This window comes from Enterovibrio norvegicus DSM 15893, assembly GCF_900115495.1.
In the GTDB taxonomy this organism is placed as follows: Bacteria; Pseudomonadota; Gammaproteobacteria; order Enterobacterales; family Vibrionaceae; genus Enterovibrio; species Enterovibrio norvegicus.
The window spans coordinates 72,131-97,630 of the sequence record NZ_FOWR01000020.1 but is presented as its reverse complement, the minus strand read 5'-3'; the positions used below and the strand labels follow the sequence as shown (position 1 = coordinate 97,630).

Here is a 25,500-nt window from a genome sequence, read left to right as displayed (position 1 = left end):
ATCCATAGAGGTAAAGCGGGATTGATGTTTCTTGACCAGCTTTGGCTCAAAGGAGCCATCGCGGTCGCGCGGTGTATCAAGATCAAATTCGCCCTCTTCGGTTTTGACACGTTTGCTGCTCGTGCCATTCCGACTGTTGTTTGATGGCGACTTTTGATGTTTTTCGTAGCCTAGGTGCTCATCCATTTCAGCATTCAACGCTGCTTCGACGGTGATTTTTTTCAACATCTGGCTAAATTCGTTCAAGTCCTCAGGTGTTTTGATACCTTTGGCTGCTTCCTTTGCGAAAGCTTCGAGTTCTTTCTTGTTCATGCGCATCTGCCTATCCTTAACTCTCATTAGAGTATGGTGTGATAGGCAGTTACACAAAATTAGTTACAGTCTCGCTCGTTCTCGCTTCTCGTAATCTCGCCACTCGTCATCTAAGACCTACCGATTCGTAAACTCGCTGTTCGGATAGCGCCCATTCGTCATGTCATACAAATGGTATTTACGTCCTAGCATTTGGCCGCCATCTCGTGAAAGCGGTGTCCAGCCGATCAACGCGCGGCTCGCACTTGGTTTCACGGTGAAGATGTCGAAAGGAATCGAAATGTAGAAGCCTTTGTTAAAGCTGCCTTCACCGAATTCTTCCGCGGAAAGGTTCGTCTTCGCCAAGTAGGCCCCTGCGATCACGCCGCTATCGAATTGCTTCGACACATCCAGCGTGACACCTTTATCTTCCGCCAAGTACTGACCGACACTCGCCTTGATCAGCAAATCATCAAACCAGCTCCATTCAGGGCGGTAGTAGGTGGTGAAATGTCCTGTCGGTGTGCCCGTTTGAACGCGGTAAGAGCGTTTAGTTGTTGGGTCGTAATGCACTTCTTCCGTGAAAATACCAAACTCAGAATTTGGGTCACGCTGGGCAACATAGTTCATGTCCATACCGAACGCCCAGTTGCTGTTCAGTGGGCGATACAAGACTTCAGCACCGACACCCGCAAACATGGTTTCCAAATAACCACCGTAAGCTTGAACGTAGAAATCGTCGCCAAACTTATCGAATGCTGTTAGCTGCAAGTTGCCCACACGCACACGGTTATCGGAAATGTATTGGCGCACCAAGGTACGCACACGTTTCAGGTCAGTCCCGTCTGGCGGCACGTCATAAAGGAACTTGTCGTAGTTATCGTAAAGGTTAACGTAAACCCCGCCGCCAATTTCGATGTTATCTGTCAGCCAATAACTGGCACCCGCCGTCACACCAATATTGAACAGGTAGAAATCTTCTGAGCCACCAATCGATTGCTGAAGGCTCGGGTTCACGTTCACAGACCAAGGTTTACTGGTGTCAGCTTGCAACATTCCGCGTGCAGTATTTGGATTCGTGCGGCGAGTGGTGTCTGTCACGTTCGCGCCGACATATTCTTGATTGGCCACCTTGCGGTATGCCGAGGCATCAATGTCGGTTTGCACCGTGGTTTGGTTTGCGCTTTGCTCGACCAAATGGAAGCTTGACGCCTTTGAACCGGTATTGGTCAAAATCATCGCCGCTTTTTCGTGTGCAAGGTCGCGATCACGGTACTTTGACTGGCCGCCCACCACAGTGATGCTTTCATCATCCGCATAGACTTTGGTTTGACCATAACCGGCGATGGTTTCAAGGTCTGTTGCCACGCGATCCCAATCAATGTCATCCACTGATTCGCCCTGTTTCCCGTTGTAAGCAGGCGTTGGTGTGTCTGACCAGCTTTGTGACAGCGTGTTGAAATTGGTTTTCAGTGTGAAGCCGAGTGTCCAGGTGTTACCGCGCTCGAAGCTGGCGCGAATGTCGCCCCAGTCGTCTAAGCGATATACTGCGCCGACGTTGAATGGCGAATCCTGTGGCATCTCTTTATCAGAACGCGTGACGACAAAATCGCTCTTGTAGTTGTTGCCATCGTACTCGGCTTTAAGGCTTAACGGTGCCCAAGGGGTTTGGTATTCCATACCACCAAACACAGACATACAACCCGTAAACCAGCGGCTGTAATCAAAACTGCCGCCTTTACCTTTATAAGAGGTATCACGCCCGCAGTCATTACCAAGGCGGGTATCACCTTTTAGGTTGGCACGGTTACCCATGTAACCCCAGCCAATACCGACAGTGAAATCGAACGGGCCCATGTGTTTGCTGGCAGCAATAAACTCGCCATCAAACAAACCTGTACCACCCATATCACGAATACCGATCGAGGTTTCAGGTAGCCAATAGCTTTCTTCCCAAAGGCGCAGTTTTACATCAATGCCTTTGTCGGTGTAATAAGTGTCGCCACTGAAGCTTTCATCGCCGCTGTAATACAAATCAGGGACTTGTGTGTAGCGAATGGTGGCTTCCAACCAAGGCATTAGTTGCAGGGAGCTGTGATAATGACGGTAATCATCGTTCACGGTTACACCGAGCGAAAACTCACCCTCTGGTGCGACGCGTCCGGTCGGCATTTGCATCAAGCCCACACCACCAAAATCACTTTGGGTCGGGCTAAACTTCGTGAAATCGAGATCGTTCGCGACAGCCGGAAGGGCATGCAATAAAGCCAGCGAAAGGGAAGACAGTTTAAATAGAGTACAACGCATGACTACATAACCCGATGTTGAAGAAGACGCGGAATATCGCGGTTAAGAGAGGAAAGCGCAGAAGGCAAACCTTGAAAAGGCACAAAAATCATGGCACCTGGCGCGAGATTTTTAGGGATCTGATTCCAATACGCGGTTTGATGCGTCTCTAAATGACCATCGGGTTGAATAACCGTCACATCACTGATGCCAAAGGTGTTCAGCGTTTCTGCAATGTCTACATAATCATCGGCAACGTAGTCAGGATGAAAATCAGCATCAGTGGTCTCTGTCACTGCGCCAACCACCCAAACATTATTCGGGCGAGTAGGAAGCACCAACATCAGGTCGCCTTGTACCAATGGGTTTACCTTACTGCCAGACAGATAAAAATCTTCGTCCAATGGCACATGAATACGCGATTGAAAGTGTGCTTCGGCGAGAAACGTTGAGAGCGCGGTGACAGACGCGTTTTTTTCAACATCGTCCTGCCAAGCTTCTTGAAGTTTGTTCAGGTTATCTGTTACCGCCTTTTTCAAAGACGCTAATTCAGGTGTGACCGCGGTATCAAAAAGCCCTGCACCCTGCCAATACACAGTGTCGGTATTGTGGGCAAGAATGTTGTTGGCATTGGCTCTGATCACCGCGGCACCTTGTGATACCACTTGCGCGACGCGCGGTGCACCATTAAAGGCCACGTGATACATATGTTTAGCGTCAGCAGAGGTAGTGACGGTTACCTTGGTGTGTTCTGTGGCATTGGCTTGACCAGACACCGTTAAGCAGAACACAGACGCTGCAAACAACGTAGTCATGTTCATCAACGTGCGGCGTGTCTCGAGCAGGTTTGCTTTGAGATATTGGCCTGCCTGAATAAAAAGAAAAGGGCTTTTCATGTTACTGGCTCACTCCCGAAAAAGGCTTTAATACCGTCAGTTCTATGCGTGGCAGACCCGGTGCTGGGGTTTGAATGCTGGCAATGACATGACCTGTTTTTGGGTGCAACCAAAATTCGTTTTCGAAGGTGATATCTAACTGAGGCGCGCGCACATATTCAATGACATGAACCGTGCTGACTGGCTTTTCATTCACCATTAAGGTGTTTTCACCTTGTAGCTGAAAGCGTGATTCGAGGGTGTAACCCGAATGATATCCCGGTTGCCAATCCACTTTACGTGTCCACACGTGAGGCGTGGCACTTTTAAGCAAGCCAAGGGCAAGCGGGTCTGCTTGGTGGGAGTAGCTGGCAGAGAGGTTACCATCGAGAAGGTTGATGGTTTTCACGATGCGGCCGTGTTCAGTGACCAGCATTTCGCCCGTCGCTGACAACCATTTCAGCTGAAAATGATGCGTAGGGTCCGCGAGGTTCGACATGCTCGGGTTAGCATAACCCAACACCATGAATGCCTGACCGCCATTGTCGGTTTTGGCATAAAGGCTTGCATAAGGAAGATCGTTAACGTTATCGGCAGAGAGCACCACATCGTCAGTTCCAAACAATGCCAGCGACATCGTGTCTTGCACATCCTGAAATTTTTGGCTGCAGCCGGAAAGGGCAAACAGTGCCCCCGTCAGCGCAAGGGCCTTAAGGCCTATTTTACAATTTTTCATAGTACTACAACTGTGTCGCCAATCGATGCGAACCGAGATTCACCCATTATGGTGGCGTAAAATAATGTCAAACCTATCAATCAATACCTTGGCAAAGAGTGGTGTTGTTCGTCTTTTTTCAACAGAGCTAACGAGATCTAACAGAGCCGCCAAGCACATTGACTGGGTATAAATACAAAGAAAACCGAACAGCTCACACTGTTCGGTTTTTTTTACACAACGTACTGATTAACCTTGAGTGGTTACAGAAGTTGAAGTAGTGGTTGCAGTGTCGTTGTCAGATGAGTCAACGGCAACAACGACAGCAGCAATAACGGCTGCGCCAATTGCTACTGTCGTCGCGGTAACACCGCCAACAGCAGCAGTAGATGCTGTCGCACCGCCTGCAGAACCGCCAGTAGATGCTGCTTCTTCAGCTGCCATTGCTGGTGCTGCCATCATCATCGCAACAAGTGCTGCAATTGCTGATTTTTTCATGTAGAACTCCATTTACGTTCAACCCGCCCTGAAAAATGGACAGGTGTATCAAATGCTAAACAGTATTTGAGATCAAGTAAACACAATCTGTGTTTTATAGGGAGGTTTTTTGGTTATTCAATTTTAAAAAATGCGAAGTATGTTTAAATTCTCACCATTGAGTCTTTGTGTAATAATATGGGAACATGTTGTGTTTTTATATTCACTGATATCAGGTGTGTTGTGAGAAAAATAAAATTTTGCGTGCTTATTTGTTCAGTATTTACGCTTTCAGCGTGTGTGAAACCCACACTTTCTCTTCAATCAAATGGTGTGATTTTGTGGAGTAATGGGGTGGAAGAGCGGGTGCAGGTATCCCATTCTAACGATCATCTTGTATTTCTATCGAGTGACATGATGAGAAGTCAAGTGGTTGTATACAGTAGAATAAATGGCGCAAGTAACATGGAGTGTGAGTACTATGTCAATGAACCCATGCCCCAAGTTCGTCTTACCGTGTGTGGCAACGGTGAGGTTGAATTACTCGAACAAGGGCAGACACTTAATATAGGTCAGCTAACAGTGTTTAATTTGTAATCAAATGTTTCTGACTTGGCTAAAATAACTGCGACATTCCATGAATTGCTCTCGTAATGAGAGCTTAATAAGTTGTTCAAATTAAAGACATGTAAAGAAATTCATTTATTGATGAATAATCGATCAAGCTTCCACAGTAATTTCCTTCCAGATCCAAATTCTACAATTTCCAATATCCCTTAATATGGACATGTGTACCCGTAATGATACACTTGCACCGATTTTTATTGTGACAGTGGTCATGTTGCTCTTGTAAAAGCAACGCTGAACCCAACACATAACGACCCCTGACTACCATCGACATAACACTGAGAAAGCGGATATTGGGAACGACACCCAAGGGCGGTAGCGTACCTGAAATACCTCCAATGCTGCTTTCTTGTGCAGTACAACTTGCTCACTTAACGGGTTAAAAAATGGATAAGATGAACAACCATCATCGTGTTTTAACGATTTTACTCGGCTCGGTTCTCACACTTACGGGCTGTGCACAAACACCGCCAGATGTTCAAGCATCCTTACCATTAATGGGTGGAGTATCTGCACCTGACTACGCAATGCTTCCTCAAAACATGTCAAACGCATTGATGAACAACCAAACCGTGGTCGCCACCCCTAGCGGTCAAGCGTTCAATGTGAGTGAGTCTTACTTTTCTGCGTTAGGCATAGAATGCCGCCAATTGACGGGTATCAAAATCAAACCTGTCATTACATCTTCCGTATGCCTTATCGACAACACATGGGTAAACATAGGTGGAACAGAAAATGGCGAAGACATGCACCTTTCTGAGGAGCATGCAGAGGGCGAAACGCGATGAACTTTGTGACAATCAAGTTAAAACGCGGTTTTAGTATTGCCACCCTTATTGCTCTGATGGGGGCCACATTTTCTTCCTCTCTGGTTCTGGCTAATCCGCTTTCAACCAATTTTTCACTGTTAGACGAAAGTGAAACGGCCCAACTGAATGTGGAAGAGCCAAACCAATATGCCGCACAGAGTCGTTCAGGACTGCTATTGCCTGGTGAGGCCGACATCAAGCACTTACTGCCTGCATCTGGTGAATCACTGCCGCCGCCTTACGGTGCAAACCTTTTTGCGGGTGGGTATGAAAGCGAGCGCTTTGATGGCTTGAATGATGATTACCTTATTGCTGCAGGTGACAAGCTATCCATATGGCTATGGGGCGCGGTTAACATGGCCGAAGTGGTGACCGTTGATAATCAAGGGAACATATTCTTGCCGAATGTTGGCCCTATTTATGTCGCGGATACCCCAGCGAGCAAAATCAACGATGTGGTGACAGATAGGATCCGCAAAATATACAAAAAGAATGTCAGCATTTACGTCAACCTGCTGACGGCGACACCTGTCACCGTTTACATCTCTGGTGCGGTGATCCGCCCAGGGCAATATGCAGGTGTTGCGTCAGACAGTATTTTGTATTTCCTAAAACGTGCCGGCGGCATTGATTCAGAGCGAGGCAGCTACCGAAACATTCAGGTGCTCCGCCAAGGTGAACTCCTGTCAGAGTTTGATCTCTACCGTTTTGTGCAAGAAGGCAAATTGGATCACGTCAACTTCAAAGACGGCGATACTATTTTTGTCAATCAGCAAGGGCCGACCATTTCCGTGTCTGGCACAGTAAAAAACCCGTTTCAGTTTGAGATAGATCAACCGCTCACAAACGGTGCTGCTCTGATAGAGCTTGCGAAACCTTATGCAAAAGTGAGCCACGTAGGGGTAATTGGTACTCGCGAAACTGGGCCATTTTCGCGTTATCTACCGATGGAAGCGTTTAAAACCTTTGCTCTGCAAGACGGTGACAAGCTCATCTTTAACGATGACCTTCGTGCGCAGATGCTAGACATTGAAATCAGTGGCAGTTATCTCGGCCCTTCTTACTATGCGGTCAACAAGCAAACGCGACTACATGCACTGCTCGCATCCATAGAAGTTGACCCATCTCTGACGGACTACCCTTCTATTTACATACTCAGAGACAGCGTGGCTGAGCGCCAAAAAGAAATGATTGAACAGTCACTTCAGCGTCTTGAGAGAAGTGTATTTACTGCGCCAGCTTCTTCGGATGGTGAAGCCGCCATTCGTGCTCGCGAAGCAGAAATGGTAATGGCATTCACAGAAAGGGCGAGAAAGATCGAACCCCTCGGACGGGTGATCGTATCTGATAACAACCAAGTAGCAAACATACTGCTTGAACAGGGCGACACAGTTGTTATCCCAGCAAAAAGCGATTTGATTCAGGTAGGTGGTGAAGTCGTGATGCCGCAAGCCTTGGTCTATAACCCGAATGCAAACATTAAAGATTACATCGCGTGGTCTGGTGGCTTTACTGAACGTGCAAATTACGAACGCCCGCTGATTGTAAAAGCCAATGGCATGATTGCGTTTGGTGAAAATGCCAAACTTCAACCGGGTGATCAGGTGCTTGTGCTGCCTAGAGTCGATGCAAAAACAATGCAAACTGTGAAAGACATTACTCAGATAATTTATCAAATTGCGATCGCCGCAAACGTAGTGCTTGATTAAAAATGCGGAAAAAATACAACATACTATCGTTAGACCCAATGTACTCGCCGCTGCATGAAAAAGTGGCAAAAATAGTTGCAAAGAAAAAATATGCAGTCACATCTTGTCTATCAAAAAAATTCTATCTTCCTACATTTAAACTCACTCTAGCTACAGCCATTATTGGCTCTGTGAAAGGAAGAATAGACGATGAATCAATAGAAAAAATGCGTTCACTTTCAACATATCATCATGCCTATGCGAGAAAAGTTGAATCAAGAAAACTAACATCTAATGAATTAGAATATATGGCCAAATTTTACATTGGTCTAAAAACCTTCATAAAGGAAAAAAAGATTGACTTAGTCATACTGCATAATGACACGCGCTGGTATCACGCTATAGCAGTGCTTATTTGTAATGAAAATAACATCAAGTACTTAGTGACTGAGCAAGGCTTGATACGGCCTCATACGACGGTTATTGATAACAAAGGGGTAAATGCTAAGGCTAATATTTCCCTGCTCGATAAAGAGTTAGCCAATAGTGATACGGGTGGTTTTTCCCCAAACAACACGCATGACTCACTAATATCCATGATGTTTTTCATACTATTTATATTGTCGTTTTCAGTAGAACGTTTTTTCGGAAAACCGACGATACTAAAGTATATGCATAATAGATATAGCGTTAGAAAGTACTATAAACGCTTATCTAGAAAGCTTTGTTCTATTAATGATAAAAAAAAGAATAGAAAACTAAGCATCCAGGAAAGTAGTGCTTTACTGCTTTTGCAGCTTGATCATGATTCACAATTTTTAATGTACAGTGATTTCTCTTCAAATCAAGAAGTCATAGACAGATTAAATACAAAGTGTTATGAGTTAGGGTTGAGTCTTGCAATAAAAAAACATCCATTAGATATGAATGAGTATAACTTGCCTATTGACGCATATTTTACTGATGGAGACCTCTCAACTCTAATTAGAAAATCAAAGATTGTTGTAACGATTAACTCAAGTGCAATTGTATCTGCTCTAAATTCAACTACGCCACTTTTTGTTATCGGTAATTCAATGTATAAGTTTGGGAAGACTCTTGAGCATTGCACAATTGAAAGTATAGATCCCAGTTTAGAACAGAATGTACATATACGTAAAAATTATTTGGGAAAGTTGGAAAAAAACTATCTATTACTTGGTGCCGGTTATGATTACTGTCCATCTATTTTAGAAAAAAAACTGGAGCAATTGCTTAATTAATCATGGCACTAGTAAATAATCGCTCGACACTATTAGTTTGGAGAGATGTAATATTTGCGATATTTCTAAGGGAGATTCGCAGTAAATTCAACGATAAACTAGGTATTAGTTGGTCGGTAGTTTCTCCATTAATTTTTATACTAATACTAACTCTTATGCGAAGTAGTGTCGATGGTGGAACGACGCATACTATGCCAACATTCTTCTTTATGGTTTACGGGATTATGTTGGTTCAGTTTTTTATTACGACTGTGAGTTCTGTTGCTGGAGCAATTAATAGCAACAAATCACTATTTGCTTTCCGTCAAGTTCAGCCAATTAGTTCAATTATTGCTATTGCAGGTCTTGAGTTACTATCCAGAGTGTTTGTTGCTTTGGTTATCATTACTATTGCCTACTTCATGAAAGTCGAGTTGGCGGTTAATAACCCTATTGGAATTATATCAACTTTTTTTCTTATTTGGATACTTGGCACTAGTGTAGGAATGCTATTTGCCTTAACTAGATGTTACATACCTGAAGTTGATAAACTAAGAACTCTAATTTTAAGACCTCTACTCTTTATCTCAGCTGTATTTTTTAGCTTGAGAGATGTACCCCAAGAAATGTGGAAGTTTATGACATGGAATCCGATTCTTCATGCTGTTGAGTATACGCGTTATTATGCTTACCCAACGTACGGTAATGTCGGTGTTGATATCTACTACCTAGGTTTTTCTACGCTAATAATTTTTTTCTTTTCACTTTGTTGCTATCACGCATTGTGGAAGTCAGCAATAAGTCGATTATAAAATGCAAGAACTACTAAAAAATATAAAAAACAATCTTTTTATTTCATTAGTTATTTTACCAGTTATTGTTTTTTCTACCTATCAGTTGTTATTCGCATCTCCTCGTTATGAGAGCAAAACACAGCTAATAGTACAGCAGCCTGATGGTATGGCCACCATGGATGCTAGCATGGCATTATTAAGTGGTTTGGGTATGCAAACAGGAAATAAAGATACCCAGTTAGTAAAATCTTATATATTTTCAAATGATATGCTCGATCATTTGGAGGATAAGTTGTCGATCAAGGAACATTATTCTAGTAATGAATATGACTTTTTTAGTCGATTACCAAAAGATGCATCTAGCGAGAAGTTTCATCAGTACTATACGAAAAATATCAGAGTTGAAATTGATGAAAAATCATCTGTTATAAGTGTTTATAATCAAGCTTATACGCCTAAGATGTCTTATAAAATCACTCATGAAATCGCTAAAAAAGCCGAGTGGTTTATCAATAATATAGGGCATCAGCTTGCCGAATCTCAACTTGAATTTATAAAGAATGAGCACGAGAAAACTGAAAGAAGGTTACAAGAAGCCAAAGTTAAAATTATAGATTTTCAACGTGAGCATCGTCTTTTAGATCCTGAGAAAGAGGGGGTTGCTCTCAGTCAGATTGCCTATGGAATTGAGGGTAAAATTGCGATTAAGAATGCAGAAATGCAAGCGATGTTATCTACAATGACAGCTGATGCTCCCCAGATTTTGCTACTTAATGCTGAAAAAGAAGCTTTAAAATCACAGTTGGAGTTAGAAAAGTCAAGATTAACAAATGGAAACCAGAGTGATTCCATTAATAAGGTTTTAAGTCGATTTTCAAATCTAAAAATTGAGTTAGAGATGGCGCTAACTGCTTTTACATCTACAACTATTTCTTTAGAGAAATCGAGAATTGAAGCTTATAGAAAACTAAAGTTTCTAGTAGTTGTTGAGGAAGTAAAACTGCCTCAAGAGAGTAAGTATCCAGAAGTCTTCTATAACATTTCCTTGTTTACCTTATTGTTGGTGATTCTATTCGGTATAACTCGGATTATTATTGCAACAATACATGAACTAAAATAAAGAGACGAAACATGAATAAACCAGTATTTGAAATTTCAGGTCGAAAAGTTGGGTTAGACTATGATCCATTAGTCATAGCTGAGATAGGTATCAACCACGAGGGTTCACTGGACGTTGCATTTCAGATGGTAGATGCAGCCATCGAAGGTGGTGCTGAAATCATCAAGCACCAAACGCATGTCGTAGAAGACGAGATGAGTGGTGAAGCGAAAAACGTAATACCTGGAAATGCTGATGTTTCTATCTATGAGATCATGGATCGCTGCTCACTCAATGAAGAAGACGAAACGAAGCTTAAGAACTATGTAGAAGCCAAAGGTGCGATTTTTATTAGTACGCCTTTCTCACGCGCTGCTGCAGAACGTTTGGAAAGGATGAATGTGCCAGCCTACAAGATTGGATCTGGTGAATGTAACAACTACCCGCTACTTGATCTGATTGCGAGCTACGGCAAACCTGTCATCCTAAGCACGGGTATGAATGATATTCCATCCATTCAAAAAGCGGTAAACATTTTCAGAAAGCATGAAACACCTTTCTGCTTGCTGCATACAACTAACTTATACCCAACACCAGATCACCTCATCCGTATCGGTGCAATGGAACAAATGCAAGAAGCGTTTCCTGATGCAGTGGTTGGTTTATCGGACCACAGTATTGATAACCTGGCATGTTTGGGTGCTGTCGCGGCGGGTGCTTCCGTACTCGAGCGCCACTTTACAGACAGCAAGGACCGCCCTGGCCCTGACATTTGTTGCTCAATGGATGCTAAAGAATGTGCTGAGCTTATTGCCCAATCAGCACGTATGGCAAAAATGCGGGGTGGTAAAAAAGAGCCAGCGAAAGAAGAGCAAGTCACGATTGATTTCGCGTACGCAAGTGTTGTAACCATTGCTGAAATCAAAGCTGGAGAAGAGTTTACTCGAGACAACCTTTGGGTTAAACGCCCGGGGACAGGTGATTTTCTAGCTGACGATTACGAAGACCTACTAGGTAAGAAGGCAACGACAAGCATTGTTGCAGATATCCAACTTAAGAAGTCGGATGTTCAATAATGAAAAAGATTGTTTTCTTAACAGGTACCCGTGCAGATTATGGGAAACTTAAATCTCTCATAACCATGGTAGAAGATGAACCTGATTTTCAGGCGCATATTTTTGTTACTGGTATGCACATGCTCCACAAGTATGGTTTTACGGTACAAGAAGTCGAGAAGTCTGGTTACAAAAATATCTACAAATACATTAACCAGCACGCAGCAGATACCATGGATGTGATCTTAGCAAAGACAATATCTGGCTTGTCGGATTACGTTAAAGAAGTGCAGCCTGATATGATTGTTGTTCATGGCGATCGTGTGGAAGCCATGGCTGGCGCTATTGTTGGTAGCTTGAATAATATTCTTGTTTCACATATTGAAGGGGGTGAGGTCTCTGGCACTATAGATGAACTTATCCGACATGCAGTCAGCAAGATGGCGCACCTGCACTATGTTTCTAATGATTCTGCGAAAAAGCGTCTTCTACAGTTGGGTGAGACAGAAAGGTCAATCAATGTCATTGGTTCGCCTGATCTAGATATTATGTCATCAGGAAGCCTGCCAAGCCTTCAAGAGGCCTTGGATCGCTACGAAATACCGTTTGATGATTTTGGTGTACTGATGTACCACCCAGTGACAACGGAGTTGGATACGTTGGCTGACAATATTAAGTGCGTGGTTGACGCTGTTATTGCATCAAATAAAAACTTTGTTGTTATCTACCCTAATAACGACCATGGTACCGATGTTATCATTAATGAATATAAGCGTTTTGATGGGGTTGATAATATAAAAATTTTCCCAAGTGTTCGATTCGAATGTTTCTTGACACTTTTAAAAAATGCAAAAATTGTTATTGGGAACTCAAGCGCTGGGGTAAGAGAAGCACCTTTTTATGGTATTCCTTCTTTAGATATTGGTACTCGCCAGAAAAATAGAGCAACAGCTACCTCGATTAAAAACGTACAAGGACATACAGACACGATACTTACTGGTATTGAAGTAGAGTATGGGAAAGTGTACGACGCGTTCCATGAGTTTGGTAAGGGGGATAGTGATAAACAATTCATCGCTTCAATATGCTCTAGTAAACTATGGGAAACCAAGAAACAGAAACTATTTGTAGATTTTGAGGTTATATAATTAGACATGAATCTATTTGTGATAGCTCAGTTTGGACAATTAATTCATAATGAAGCTTTAATAAAAAGGGATAAGTTAGAGAAAAATAAACTTATCATACTATATACATCTGCAAACATATTAGTTCCAGAGAAAATTAAAAACGAAGTAGATAGTCGATTGTTTTCTGAAATTGAAATGGTTGAAATCCCCTTAAGTCCTAATAGTATTGATATTGAAAATATAAATGTTATATTTAAAACATACAAAAGGATATTAAAAGGCGTAGATGATCTATACATTTCGTCTTTTGAAAGACACTATAATATATTACATGAAGTTGCACTAAGAAAAAAAATAAGAACCCATCTTGTTGAAGAGGGTTTAGGAACGTATAAGTTTGCAAGTAACGAGTTTTCATTTACACCACCGTCAAGGAAAGATAGTTTAGTCAGGGCTTTAAATAAAAGTGGACTTTCTAGTAATAAATACTTTCCAATAATAAAATCAATAAGAACATGGATTCTGGATACTCTTTCATTACCTAAGCAATTGTTTAAGGCACTATTGGAAATAAAAAATTCCGAATTTAAAAACTATAAAAAGCTTGAGTTGTTTTCTGATGAGAGAAACGGGTTTTTAGGCTATGCAAAAAATTTCCATAGTATTAACTTAGCTTATCCTGAAGCGGTATCCAATGTATTTGAATCTAAAGAAAGTAAAATATTAAATACCTATTCATCATATGAAAGTAATGTGGAGATCACATCACTGATAACTAAATATGATATAAGGGAATCAGATAGTCTTTATTTATCCCAAGTTTTCCAGATTACAAGTGTATACTATGCTGATGCAGTAATTAAAATTATTAAGGATGAACTGGAAAAAAGTGAAGGACGTTTTTTCATAAAATTCCACCCAAAAGATAAAATTGTATTTATTGATAAAATAAAAGAAAAAGTACTAGAGCTCGGGTTGTCTGATAGGATTATTATAATATCAGAATCAGATTTTCCTATAGAAGCCATAATTAAAGAGTCGAAATTTGAAAGAATAATAGCAATATCATCGACTGCATTAGTCTATGCAAAACAGTTAAGCGAGTCTACAGAATGCGTATCAATTACAAATACACTAATAAGTAGACTGGGCTCCAATTGCCCTGTTAAAACGCGAAAACTAATGTTGGAACATACAGAAATGCTATCTATTTTCCCACATATTGAATTTAAATAAATAATTTATATAAATATATCGTGATTTCACTTAATCATAGTGAAGATCATTAGGGGAGATAATCAAACGCTTGATTACTTCCTATTATATTTTTCACTATCGCTGTGGAGCTATCTATGGAAAAAATTAGGGGTGTCTTGGATTATGAAGAAACTGATTGTTGATTTAGATGGCACGTTGACACGTGCAAATACATCAGATTATAAAAATGTTTTACCTCGTTCAGATGTGATTGAACAAGTAAGAACTTATAAAGAGCATGGGTTTCAAATAGTGATCGCGACAGCACGTAACATGCGCACATATGAAGGTAATGTAGGGAAAATTAACATTCATACATTGCCAATAATCATTGAGTGGTTAGATAAGCATCAAGTACCCTATGATGAAATTATTGTGGGTAAACCTTGGTGTGGTCATGAGGGATTTTATATTGATGATCGTTCCATCAGACCTTCAGAATTTGCCAAATTAAGTTATGAAGAAATTACGCAGTTATTTGAGGAAGAAAAAGCGTGTTCCTAATCATGTCCGGCGCATATGTCGGAATAGAACTTGAGTCAGAGTTTGGTAAACTGCCACCGAGTTTTTTACCACTAGGCAACAAGCGATTATTCCAACACCAAGTCGCGCTTGCTCCTCGAGGTACTGATATTTACCTCTCACTCCCAGATTCTTTTGAGTTGTCAGCAATAGATAGGAAATGGCTAAGTGATCAAAACGTAAAAGTATTGGCTATACCTGAAAAACTAACATTAGGCGCCTCTCTTGTTGCTGCTTTGAATGTCTCCGGACATAGCTTAGATAAGCCACTTCATGTTTTGTATGGAGATACTCTTTATCGAAATTTACCTTTGGGAGAAAATATCGTAAGTGTATCAAAAGCTGAAGGCAGTTATAATTGGGCAGTTCTTGGTAACAGCACTAAAAAATGGCTTTTACATGATGGTAATGATGATATTTCTACCTCAAAAAAAGTGATAAGTGGATATTTCAAATTTTCAAACCCTCGAGAACTCATAAAGTGCATAACACAAACTGATTGGGATATTATAGAGGGGCTCAATTTATATCATAATGCTATCGCTTTAAGCGTCGTTGAGTCTAATGATTGGTTAGATTTTGGTCACGTTAATACTTATTACCATTCAAAAACAAGATTCACTACTCAGCGAGCATTTAATGAGCTTACAATTAACTCCAATTGGATTGAGAAATCAAGTTCTAAAGATGCAAAGATTGCTGCTGAAGCGAATTGGTTTAATGCTATCCCCCCAAAGTTGAGAATTAATACACCTCAATATTTAGGTTCTAATTTTGAAAATGGGAAGACATCATATAGATTAGAGTATCTACATCTAACAGCTCTTAACGAACTATTTGTTTTTTCAAAATTACCAAGTCATGTTTGGGAAAAAATCATATTAAGTTGTTTGGAGTTTATTTCTAATTGTAAAAAACATCCTGCGCCAGATTCAAACTCCGCAAATTCGCTTGATGCTCTTTTCATTCAAAAGTCAGAGCAGCGTCTAGGGGAATATTGCTCCTCTATGAAAATCACGTTTGACGATAGATGGATTTTTAATGATTCTGAGCCACTTTCAATAAGAGATTTACTTTGTGAAAGTGAAAAGTTTTTACCGACTGAAAAGTCCCTAGAGACTGTATTGCATGGTGATTTTTGCTTTAGCAATATACTTTATGATTTCAGAGCTGGAAAAATAAAAACAATTGATCCTAGAGGCATGACGCCTGAGGGTGTTCAAACGATTTATGGTGATGTTAGGTATGATCTAGCCAAGCTAAGCCACTCTATACTTGGGTTATATGATTGGATTATTGCGGGTTATTACCATGTAGAGATATCCAATAATAGAATTAGTTTTGATATTACTGAAGATACTCAGAATAGCGCGATGCAAGAATTATTTATCAATATGGTTGAAAAGCAATTTAATTTGTCATCAAAAAATCTCTATGCAATGCAGATTCAACTTTTCCTCTCTATGCTTCCTCTACATTCTGATAATCCAATGCGTCAAAAAGCATTGTTTGCTAATGCATTCCGTTTATACCACATATTGATAAGGCTTTAATGTGATCATAATTCCTATGGCCGGTTTAAGCTCTCGTTTTTTTAAAGCGGGTTATACTAAACCAAAATATATGTTAGAAGCACAGGGCTCAACACTATTTGAACACTCTGTGAATAGTTTTAATGCTTACTTTTCGGATAAAGTTTTCTTATTCATAGTAAAAGATCTATACGACACACCAAAGTTTGTTGAAGAAAAAGCAAAAAAAATGGGTATAGAAAATTTCGAAATCGTAGTTCTAACTGAAAATACTCAAGGTCAAGCTGAAACAGTGGCTTTAGGATTAAATAACTTTGAAGCCAAAGGTGGACTTTATAATGGTCCAATAACTATATTTAATATAGATACTTTTAGGCCGAATTTTGAGTTCCCAGAGATAACAAAAAATTCTGATGGATATCTTGAAGTTTTTGAAGGTACTGGTGACAATTGGTCATTCGCAAAACCTAAATCCGATTCAACGACAGAAGTGTCCTTAACAGCAGAAAAAAATCCAATTTCAAATCTGTGTAGTACTGGGCTATATCATTTTAATGATTTAAACACTTATCTTTATGCCTATGCTGAATACCTAGATAAGCCCGAGTCGGAATGGGAACAGGGAGAGTTATATATTGCACCTTTATATAACCTATTAATAAGCAAAGGGCTTGATATTCACTATCATCTTATTGCTGAAAAAGACGTTATTTTTTGTGGAACACCTGACGAATACACTTCGATTTTGAATAAAGGCTATTAATATTGGAGTTAGCATGAGTATACAATTAGAGAAACAAAGAGATGCAGCGCGATCTCAAAGAGAAATAATCAGAAAGCAGCGAGATACAGCTCGGGCTAGGATAGCACTAGTAGATAATAAGTATTACGATCCTGATTCACTATATTCTGTTTTTAAAGAGGATAAACTTGAGGCAAAGATTTCTACTATCAATACTCTTTTTAAACAGAAAGATCTCGAATCCGTTAAGGTAGTATTGAAAGCCTGTGATATCTTAGGTCTAAAGCACGACTTTCTCCTTGAGAAAAAGCTATCATTAAAAAGCGCTCTAGGCGAGCTTACCTGTGAAGATAGTTTTCTTGAATTTGAAGAATTAAAGAGTTCAGAATTCAACTCTTGTAAAATAAGTTATTTTAAAGAGAAATTATTACTCTTACTTAGAAATAAAAATTATAAAGATGCTTATTCGATAGTAAATGTTTCTTTGAAATCTATCCCTCATTATGCGTTAGATGTACCAATATTATATCTACAAACACAGATTAAGTCTCATGGTAAGATTAGCCATTCCTATTTCGATACTCTTAAAAGATTAGACTCAGAAGCTAGAAGTCTTTTTCAGATTACGAATTCTAGTTTGATAATGAGGGAGATATTGAAGATTAACATGCTCCTCTCCAAAGACTATGATGATTATATTACAGATAATGTGGAGAAGCAGTTTGCTAACTCTGTAAAAGAGGATGGTAATGCAAAACTAAACTATTACCATCTTACTAATTTGAAAAAAATTGTCAAACCAGAGTCTAATCTTAAATCCAGAAAATCCTTAAAAATTGGGATTTTATTCTCTGGACAGGTTCGTGGTATCGAGAAGAGAAAATTCAATATTAACTCATCAAAAGATCTTTTGATTGATACCTTCTATCATGTTTGGGATAAGCGTGGCGTCCGTGTACCAGATAATTTGGCTTTAAGTCATTATCGAAGGGTGTTCTCAGAAGATTTTTGTAATCAAATTAAGAACTTTAATCTTTGGGGTGATGTATTATATTGCCGATATCCGTCTATATATAAACAATTATGTAGTACAGAAAAGATTAGTGAAGATGTAATAACTTCTGATAAAATTTACGTCAATGATCTTATTTGTAATGATAAAAGATCTATAAAAATTCTTGATGAAGATAAAGTTCAACTTCAATTATTGGAAGAGAACAAAGAAACCAACTGGAAGAATCAAGTCAATCAATTGAAAATGTTCTACGGCATGTGTTCTTCATTTAATAGTATTGAAGAAAATATTGATGAATACGATCTTATTATAAGATGTCGTCCAGATTTAGATATGAATATTGATTTAGATGAGATATTGGAGAATCTTAACAACGAACTTGTTCTTGATGTTTTTCGTTGGGATGATTGTGGGGATAGATTTGCTCTTGGAATTCCTAGTTCTATGAAGCTTTATAATAATTTTTATAGTCAACTCGATGAATATATTCCTAGCAAGAAAGTCTGCTGTCCTAACCCCAAACCTCACGCTTCTTTCTTCTACTATTTATTTTATAATGGTATCCAACTCGTGAAATCACCTTTCATTACTGCTGGTGAAATGAATAGTTTTATTATTGATAATGAGTCAGTACTCGGCCTAATCCATAGTGATCTTTCATTGAGAAATAATGATCATATTGATAATAAGATAGTGAATTTTTTATCAAGTTGATACGGTTATCTTTATAATCGAAATTTTATGGAATTATTGGTTTTTGTGATAATAGGATTTATGAAAAAAATAAAGGTTTGTTTACTCGGTGGCAGTAACTCAGTAATAAAAGATGGTTTATCATTAGGTTTAAGTCGAAATGATGTTGAATTTAATAATTATTCTTTAGGTGCTAGTACTTCTATACAGAATTTATATGAAGTAGTTAGAAATAAAGAAAAAATATCTGGTTCTGATTTGATTGTTACTGAATCAAATGTTAATGATTTTCACAATTATAATATTATTGAAACTCCAATTAAAATAATTGAGTTTGGAATAGAAAAACTTTATGCAAAGTTGAGTTCATTAAATTCTAACGTAGTTGTGCTTATCCTCCCCATGCTTTCTGGTACTTTTTTAAAGTCTGAAGAAATTGCTAGACTACATAGAAAATATGCAAATCTACACAACTTCAAATATTTGGATCTTCACTCTCTTATAAAAAAAGAACATCTTGATGATTTCTACGACCTTAAAAACCTAGACCATCCTCTTAGAAGCTATATGAGATGGGTGGCGGATTCCATCTTAAATAACTATCGTAGAATGTATTTCAAACCAAGTAAACATCAAAATCAATATGTTAATGACTTTACAATAATCCGAGATATCTCTACGACAAAATTAAAGAAAAACTCAGTTTTTAGTGAAAATGTTTCATTGGTTAATCGCGTTAGAACAGAATTGAAAGTCCCCGCGAGGAGTGAACTCGTTGGGTTACACGCTTGGAACGATAATAGTTCTAAGATTCTGGTCGAGAGTGAAGGTAATAGATTGATTGTTTCTTCTAATCATGAGAATCAATTCCATGAAATTCATAATAGTTTTGTATTAGGTAATAATGTATTCCTTTCTACCCCTGATGTTAAAGACCCAGTAACGCAGGCCACGATACGAAATCCAAGTAATACTGTTCACTATGAATCAAATTTTTCATTTGTATCTATTCTTGTATATGAGCGCATGAATAGTAAAAGAAAATATTTATATCCTTTAAGAAGGATGAAATATATTTGCTATAAAAATTTTTTTGTTGATAGAATATATAACAATAACATATCATTTATTGCACCATCCATTAACAGGATCTCAGAGATTATAAAAGAGTATAACCATAGGAAATTAGGCCGATGATTTTATGAATGCACACATGCGAATCTATAATGAGTAGTTTTTCTGATTCTTATATGAACTCTATTAATAATCTTTGCGTGAATGATTCCAAGATTGTTCCCTACGGCGGCGTAAAGATGGTAAAGGAGTGTTTTGACTTTCGTGATAAAAAAACAATTTTCCCAGGTGTTTTTTATAAGGACGCTGTCCTATCTTTGATGTCTCGATGTAATTCAGATTCTGTAGTTCTATATAATAAGTATTCTTTTGAAAAGGCTCATCAGGTATTTAGTATCTTTAGTGTTGGGATAAGTATAGCTTCTCGTCCTTATCTAATAAAAAACAATGATGATGATATTAGAGAGAAAGGTCTTTCGGTTTTTTTTGAGCAGTCAATAGTCCCATATGGATATAAGGAACGTTTGTATGTAATTAAAAAGCTAATATCATTTGCAAATAAAGAAAAAAGTAGAAGGTTGGTGATTTGCGTAAGAGACTACCGTAATAGTCCACATGCGCCAAAAATAGCCTTTAAAGATATTATAAGAAAACAAAAGTTAGTAGTTCCTAGTAATTTAGATGTGATTGTTGGTCGTTCTGATGATTGGTTACCAAGGGCTGAACATGTTATCTCTGTTACATCAAGTGTTCTATTAGATGCGATTAATAGAAATAAGTACGTAACTGTACTTGAACTTCCTAGGAGTGAACACTACGGACAGGGTCTTTTTTTAGGCTCAGGTCTAATGAGGAAAGATGTCATTTTTCCAACTGATAATGTCAATGAGGCCTGGAGAAAACTACATGTTTCTTCACATATAATCGATGAGTTTTTAATAGGTGAGAATAAAGAAGTTTTTGACTTTAAGTTGAGTATAAAAAATATTAAATGCATTCTTAAGGCAAATTTTCTTCACTTCGGAAGGTTAAATAAAGACTTCATTAGATTCTCAATAAAGAATATTGTTTTCTTTCACAAATATCATAAGATATATTTACAAAATCAGAGAAATGAAACGCTATGAATATCGCACTAATTACTGCAAGAGGTGGTTCTAAAGGTCTCCCTGGTAAAAACATCTATCCCCTAGCGGGTAAACCGTTACTTGCATGGAGTATTGATGCAGCAAAAGAAAGTGGATTATTTGAAGATGTTTACGTTTCTACCGATTGTCCTGACATAGCAAGTGTTGCCCTAAAGTTTGGTGCAAAAGTCATTGAACGTCCTCCAGAGCTTGCAACCGATAATGCTTCCTCTCATTGTGTGATAGAACATGCTATCGAAGAGCTTGCGTTGAAAAGCTCAGATAGGGTGATGCTTCTTCAACCTACCTCACCACTTCGTACTGTCGCTGATATAAAGCAGTCTTTCGAAGTCTATGATCATAATGAAACATGCAGTTGTGTTATTTCTGTGTATGAACCGGATAACACGCCAGCCAAAGCTTATAAAATTTTGGAAAGCGGCGAAATCACAGGTTTAGTGAGTGCAGAAGCCCCATACACCCGTAGACAAGATCTACCGCGTTGTTTTCAGCCGAACGGGGCGATTTACTTATTTTCTGTAGAAGGTTTCTCTCGAAGTCAGTGCATTCCGAAATTGGGCGGTTTTCCTTATGTAATGGAAGAAGAGCGATCTCTTGACGTTGATACATTGGCAGACATGCAAAAAATTGAAGCGTACCTTCAACGGAAATGATGAAAAACATAAATAAGACGTCGGTTAAGTGTTTTTCCCGAGGAATCAAGAAAATCCCTCACCTTCATGCATTTATCCCTGAGTTGGATATCGTCGATTCGGCTGAAGATGCAGTGATTGGTTGGGGATTTAAAACTACCGCTAAAAAAGCACGAGTGTACGCACGCAATAAAGGCTTGCCATATGTCGCATTGGAAGATGGTTTTTTGCGTTCGGTTGGCCTTGGTGTTGATGGTGCTGTCGCTGCGAGTATCGTTGTAGATGGATCTGGGATTTATTATGACGCCCGGCTGCCTTCAGACCTTGAAACACTTATCCTCAATACAGCCCAGCTCACAGCAGTTCAATTGACACGTGCTCAGTCTTGTATCGCCGCAATCAAAGAAAAGCGCCTATCAAAGTATAATGTAAACCAAGCCTCGACATTTGTAGAAACGCCTAGCGTGGTCGTGGTGGACCAAACTAAAGGTGATGCGTCTGTTGAGGGAGCGTTGGCAGACCAAACGACTTTCGTTGCCATGCTTAAACAGGCTTTGTTGGACCACCCTAATGAGTCTATTTGGCTAAAAGTGCACCCTGATGTGCTCGCGGGTAAAAAGCAGGGCTTTTTATATCCACTACCTATCGAAGATGAACGTATCAAATTATGTTCAGAAGCAGTGAACCCGTGGGAATTTTTAGAATCAGTCACTGATCTTTACACTGTCTCAAGCCTCATGGGTTACGAAGCATTAATGGGCGGCGTCAACGTTCATTGTTTTGGTCTTCCATTTTATGCTGGGTGGGGGTTGACTCACGATTCCCAGAAATCTGAACGACGAAATGTCTCACGTAGTTTAGAGCAAGTATTTTATGCTGCTTATATACAATATGCGCGCTATGTCGACCCTGTGCTCGGTGAACCATGTGAAATAGAGGATATCATCAATTACTTCTCAGATATTCTCAGGCAAAGCAGCGAAGCCCAACAAGACATCGACCTTTCACAACTTTCGGTAACACGAAAATATCTACTGTCACATTACCTCCGTAGCTGGAAGTTTTCACATAACAAACAGTCCACAATTACTTCGTTGTGGGGTCGAAAGCGAACAACGGAAAAAACCGTATGGCGTATTGAAGATGGCTTTATTCGTTCAGTTGGCTTGGGCGTCCAACTATCTAAACCTGCATCATTAGTATTAGATAGATCGGGCATTTATTTTGATGCGACGAGTGAAAGTGATCTGGAAAAAATATACCTTGAACTAGAAATTTCTAACTGGGATAAACTGCGTGCTTCAGAACTTATCAAGACATTACGCAAGGCCAAAGTTACAAAATATAACGTAGGAAATAATGAGGGATTAACCCTTCCTCATGGGAAGAGAATACTTCTTGTTCCTGGGCAAGTAGAAACAGACGCTTCCATTCGATTTGGCTCGCCTGAAATAAAAACCAACAAAGCCTTATTGATGAAGGTTCGTGAGAATAATCCACATGCTTTCATTATTTACAAGCCGCACCCAGATGTATTGGCCGGAGAGCGTGACTTCGTGCTAAATCAAGATTCTGAATATTCCCAGGCCGATATCATAGTAAAAGATATCAATATGGACAGCCTGTTAGAACGTGTTGATGAGGTACATACCATGACATCATTGACGGGTTTTGAGGGCCTGTTACGTGGAAAAATCGTGCATACCTATGGCATGCCATTTTATGCAGGGTGGGGGTTGACTGTCGATTACCTCATTTGTAATCGGAGAACACGCAGTTTAACGCTACAAGAGCTTGTATATGGTGCTTTAGTGCTTTATCCAACATATGTTGATATTTGTTCCAATCAAATGTGCACTGTAGAGCAGACTATCCAACGCATCAGCCAGCAAAAAGCTGGGCGGGTGAAAACAAAGTTTAATCTTGTTTTGTTTGCCTTGCTTCAAGCTAGACGCCTCAGAGATAGGGTGACAAGATGATAAGGTTGGAAAACCTAACGAAATTTTATCCATCAAAATTGGGAAACCAGTATATTTTTCAGGATATCAATTTCACCGTTCCTGAAGGACACAACATTGCGATTTTGGGTTCGAATGGCGCGGGTAAGTCAACGTTGTTCCGTATATTGGCGGGCAGTGAGTACCCAAACAAAGGAAAGGTTATTACTGACAAAGAGATATCTTGGCCTGTAGCCCTTGCTACTGGTATTCACCCGCAAATGACCGGTAGGGAAAACACACGTTTTATCGGACGCGTGAACGGTGTTGCAGACTTAGATGCTTATGAAGAAAAAGTGAAAGGGTTTGCTGAGCTAGGCATTAAGTATGACTTACCTGTGAAAAGTTATTCAAGTGGTATGCGCTCTCGCTTGGCATTTGGTTGTTGTGTCGCCATTGATTTCGATATTTACTTGATAGACGAAGCGACATCCGTGGGCGACCAGAAGTTTCGTAAAAAAGCCAAAAATGCGCTTTTAGAAAAGAGTAAGGTCGCGAGCGTTATCATGGTTAGCCATGATATGAAAGAGATAAGAGAGTTCTGTGATAGCGCAATTATACTTCACAAAGGTGAGATGAATTTTTATCCAGATCTAGAAGAAGCCATCAAAGTCTATAGTGAATTTTAGCGCGAACGTATTCCTGTCATAAAGTTTCTATACTATCAATCCTCTTTCAAAATTATTCAATATTTACTTTTAGGGTAATGATGTTTACTTCAATAATTGCATCTTTTTTACTGTCTTTTTTTCTTCTTTTCATATTTAGAAAATTAGCCAAGAATATTGGCCTTGTTGATAAACCAAGCACTTGTAAGCAGCATGTCGGTGAGATTCCTGTTATTGGAGGTTTGGCTGTTTTTACTGCTATCTATTTATCTTCTCAGATTTTCGCTTCAGAGTCTTTTGGTGAGGGGATATATCTGAATGTTGGATGGATTTTGATATTTATAGGTATGCTGGATGACAAATATGATATTAGTTATAAGTTTAGGCTGTTAGCCCAAGTTATACTTTCATTGTGCGTGATAACTTATAGTGATTTGAGTCTAGATAGCTTAGGTGGCATTGCTGGCGATACTTTCTTAGAACTCCCAATGTGGGCAAGTTATTCCATATCGGTACTTGCAATTATTGGTGCAATAAATGCTTTTAACATGGTCGATGGTATCGATGGACTTTTAGGTGGGCTAGCGTCCGTCTCATTTGCTGCACTAGCGATTATGTTTTGGCTAAACGGTGATACTTCTATTGCGATGAATTGTGTCATGTTTATTGCTGCTTTAATCCCCTACATCTTATTGAACCTTGGGATCCCGCTTGGTCAGCGATTTAAGATTTTTATGGGCGACGCCGGTAGTATGTTAATCGGCTTTACTGTCGTTTGGTTTCTTATCCGCGCGTCTCAAAACGATCATATCGATGCGATTCGCCCTGTAGCCGCGTTATGGTTTATTGCATTACCCTTAATGGACATGACGACCATTATGGTGCGTCGTGTGCGTAAAGGTCAGTCACCATGTAAACCAGACCGTGAACATCTGCACCACATTTGCCAACGTGTTGGCTTATCGTCTCGTATGACCTTGGTGTTCATTTGTTCTCTGGCGTCGTTCTTCGCTGCAATAGGTGTTTTCGGTGAGCTTTATGCGGTCAGCGAAACCATCATGTTTATGGCTTTCTTGGTGCTGTTTGCGGTTTACTTCTCGGTGATTAGCCACATTTTCCGTATCACCACAAAAGTCAGGGCCTTGATGGGTAAATCGGCTCTGTTCGAAGAGGTCGCCTAACGCGAGTGAGAC

At 39.6% G+C, this 25,500-nt stretch carries 23 protein-coding genes; 18 read left to right on the top strand and 5 right to left on the bottom strand.

Annotated elements, in window-relative coordinates; all coding sequences use genetic code 11:
- The 5 genes from BM082_RS14045 to BM082_RS14025 all read right to left on the bottom strand — a co-directional run.
- The coding region (locus BM082_RS14045; RefSeq protein ID WP_244276020.1) for a transposase at positions 1-312 on the bottom strand (312 nt) is incomplete at its 3' end.
- A 117-nt stretch (positions 313-429) separates the two neighbouring features.
- Complete coding sequence (locus BM082_RS14040) at positions 430-2,598, bottom strand: YjbH domain-containing protein (RefSeq protein WP_074927422.1); 2,169 nt, start codon at positions 2,596-2,598, stop codon at positions 430-432.
- Positions 2,599-2,600: 2 nt separating this feature from the next.
- Complete coding sequence (locus tag BM082_RS14035) at positions 2,601-3,473, bottom strand: capsule biosynthesis GfcC family protein (RefSeq protein ID WP_074927420.1); 873 nt, start codon at positions 3,471-3,473, stop codon at positions 2,601-2,603.
- A gap of 1 nt (position 3,474) precedes the next feature.
- On the bottom strand, positions 3,475-4,188 hold the full coding sequence (locus BM082_RS14030; protein WP_074927418.1) for a YjbF family lipoprotein: 714 nt from the start codon (positions 4,186-4,188) through the stop codon (positions 3,475-3,477).
- Positions 4,189-4,416: 228 nt separating this feature from the next.
- Entirely contained in the window at positions 4,417-4,665 is a 249-nt protein-coding gene (locus BM082_RS14025) for a hypothetical protein (RefSeq protein WP_074927416.1), read from the bottom strand.
- 992 nt (positions 4,666-5,657) lie between these two features.
- Here BM082_RS14025 and BM082_RS14015 point away from each other — a divergent pair.
- The 18 genes from BM082_RS14015 to wecA all read left to right on the top strand — a co-directional run bounded on the left by BM082_RS14015 (position 5,658) and on the right by wecA (position 25,488).
- A complete protein-coding gene (locus BM082_RS14015) occupies positions 5,658-6,059 on the top strand; it encodes a hypothetical protein (RefSeq protein ID WP_139218791.1) in 402 nt (133 codons plus the stop codon).
- Positions 6,056-7,789 (top strand): polysaccharide biosynthesis/export family protein, encoded by a 1,734-nt coding sequence (locus BM082_RS14010; RefSeq protein WP_074927410.1) that lies wholly within the window; start codon positions 6,056-6,058, stop codon positions 7,787-7,789. The genes BM082_RS14015 and BM082_RS14010 overlap by 4 nt, the downstream gene beginning before the upstream one ends.
- A 62-nt stretch (positions 7,790-7,851) precedes the next feature.
- On the top strand, positions 7,852-9,030 hold the full coding sequence (locus tag BM082_RS14005) for a capsular polysaccharide export protein, LipB/KpsS family (protein ID WP_244276018.1): 1,179 nt from the start codon (positions 7,852-7,854) through the stop codon (positions 9,028-9,030).
- 2 nt (positions 9,031-9,032) lie between these two features.
- Entirely contained in the window at positions 9,033-9,821 is a 789-nt protein-coding gene (locus tag BM082_RS14000; protein WP_074927404.1) for an ABC transporter permease, read from the top strand.
- 1 nt (position 9,822) lies between these two features.
- The gene (locus BM082_RS13995) at positions 9,823-10,923 is read left to right on the top strand and encodes a KpsE/RkpR family capsule polysaccharide export protein (RefSeq protein WP_074927402.1); all 1,101 of its coding nucleotides are present in this window, start codon (positions 9,823-9,825) and stop codon (positions 10,921-10,923) included.
- 11 nt (positions 10,924-10,934) lie between these two features.
- Positions 10,935-11,978, top strand: a complete 1,044-nt coding sequence (locus BM082_RS13990) for an N-acetylneuraminate synthase family protein (RefSeq protein WP_074927399.1) — start codon at positions 10,935-10,937, stop codon at positions 11,976-11,978.
- A complete protein-coding gene (neuC, locus tag BM082_RS13985) occupies positions 11,978-13,105 on the top strand; it encodes a UDP-N-acetylglucosamine 2-epimerase (RefSeq protein WP_139218790.1) in 1,128 nt (375 codons plus the stop codon). Before BM082_RS13990 ends, neuC begins: the two co-directional genes overlap by 1 nt.
- Positions 13,106-13,111: 6 nt before the next feature.
- Entirely contained in the window at positions 13,112-14,323 is a 1,212-nt protein-coding gene (locus BM082_RS13980) for a polysialyltransferase family glycosyltransferase (protein ID WP_074927395.1), read from the top strand.
- Positions 14,324-14,467: 144 nt separating this feature from the next.
- Positions 14,468-14,848, top strand: a complete 381-nt coding sequence (locus BM082_RS13975) for an HAD hydrolase family protein (protein WP_074927393.1) — start codon at positions 14,468-14,470, stop codon at positions 14,846-14,848.
- Entirely contained in the window at positions 14,839-16,419 is a 1,581-nt protein-coding gene (locus BM082_RS13970) for a capsular biosynthesis protein (protein ID WP_074927392.1), read from the top strand. The genes BM082_RS13975 and BM082_RS13970 overlap by 10 nt, the downstream gene beginning before the upstream one ends.
- 1 nt (position 16,420) lies before the next feature.
- Entirely contained in the window at positions 16,421-17,161 is a 741-nt protein-coding gene (locus BM082_RS13965) for a glycosyltransferase family protein (RefSeq protein WP_074927390.1), read from the top strand.
- 13 nt (positions 17,162-17,174) lie between these two features.
- Positions 17,175-18,869 carry a hypothetical protein gene (locus BM082_RS13960; RefSeq protein WP_074927388.1) on the top strand — a complete coding sequence of 565 codons (1,695 nt, stop codon included), beginning with the start codon at positions 17,175-17,177 and terminating at the stop codon, positions 18,867-18,869.
- A gap of 27 nt (positions 18,870-18,896) precedes the next feature.
- Positions 18,897-20,045, top strand: a complete 1,149-nt coding sequence (locus BM082_RS25185; protein ID WP_074927386.1) for a hypothetical protein — start codon at positions 18,897-18,899, stop codon at positions 20,043-20,045.
- Between the two features lie 29 nt (positions 20,046-20,074).
- The gene (locus BM082_RS13950; protein ID WP_139218789.1) at positions 20,075-21,049 is read left to right on the top strand and encodes a DUF6716 putative glycosyltransferase; all 975 of its coding nucleotides are present in this window, start codon (positions 20,075-20,077) and stop codon (positions 21,047-21,049) included.
- Positions 21,046-21,723: an acylneuraminate cytidylyltransferase family protein gene (locus BM082_RS13945; RefSeq protein ID WP_074927382.1), complete on the top strand. Its 678-nt coding sequence runs from the start codon at positions 21,046-21,048 to the stop codon at positions 21,721-21,723. The genes BM082_RS13950 and BM082_RS13945 overlap by 4 nt, the downstream gene beginning before the upstream one ends.
- Positions 21,723-23,681 carry a capsular polysaccharide biosynthesis protein gene (locus BM082_RS13940; RefSeq protein WP_074927380.1) on the top strand — a complete coding sequence of 653 codons (1,959 nt, stop codon included), beginning with the start codon at positions 21,723-21,725 and terminating at the stop codon, positions 23,679-23,681. The genes BM082_RS13945 and BM082_RS13940 overlap by 1 nt, the downstream gene beginning before the upstream one ends.
- The gene (locus BM082_RS13935) at positions 23,678-24,328 is read left to right on the top strand and encodes an ABC transporter ATP-binding protein (RefSeq protein ID WP_074927378.1); all 651 of its coding nucleotides are present in this window, start codon (positions 23,678-23,680) and stop codon (positions 24,326-24,328) included. Before BM082_RS13940 ends, BM082_RS13935 begins: the two co-directional genes overlap by 4 nt.
- A gap of 80 nt (positions 24,329-24,408) precedes the next feature.
- Complete coding sequence (gene wecA, locus BM082_RS13930; protein ID WP_074927376.1) at positions 24,409-25,488, top strand: UDP-N-acetylglucosamine--undecaprenyl-phosphate N-acetylglucosaminephosphotransferase; 1,080 nt, start codon at positions 24,409-24,411, stop codon at positions 25,486-25,488.
- The last annotated feature ends 12 nt before the right edge of the window (positions 25,489-25,500 follow it).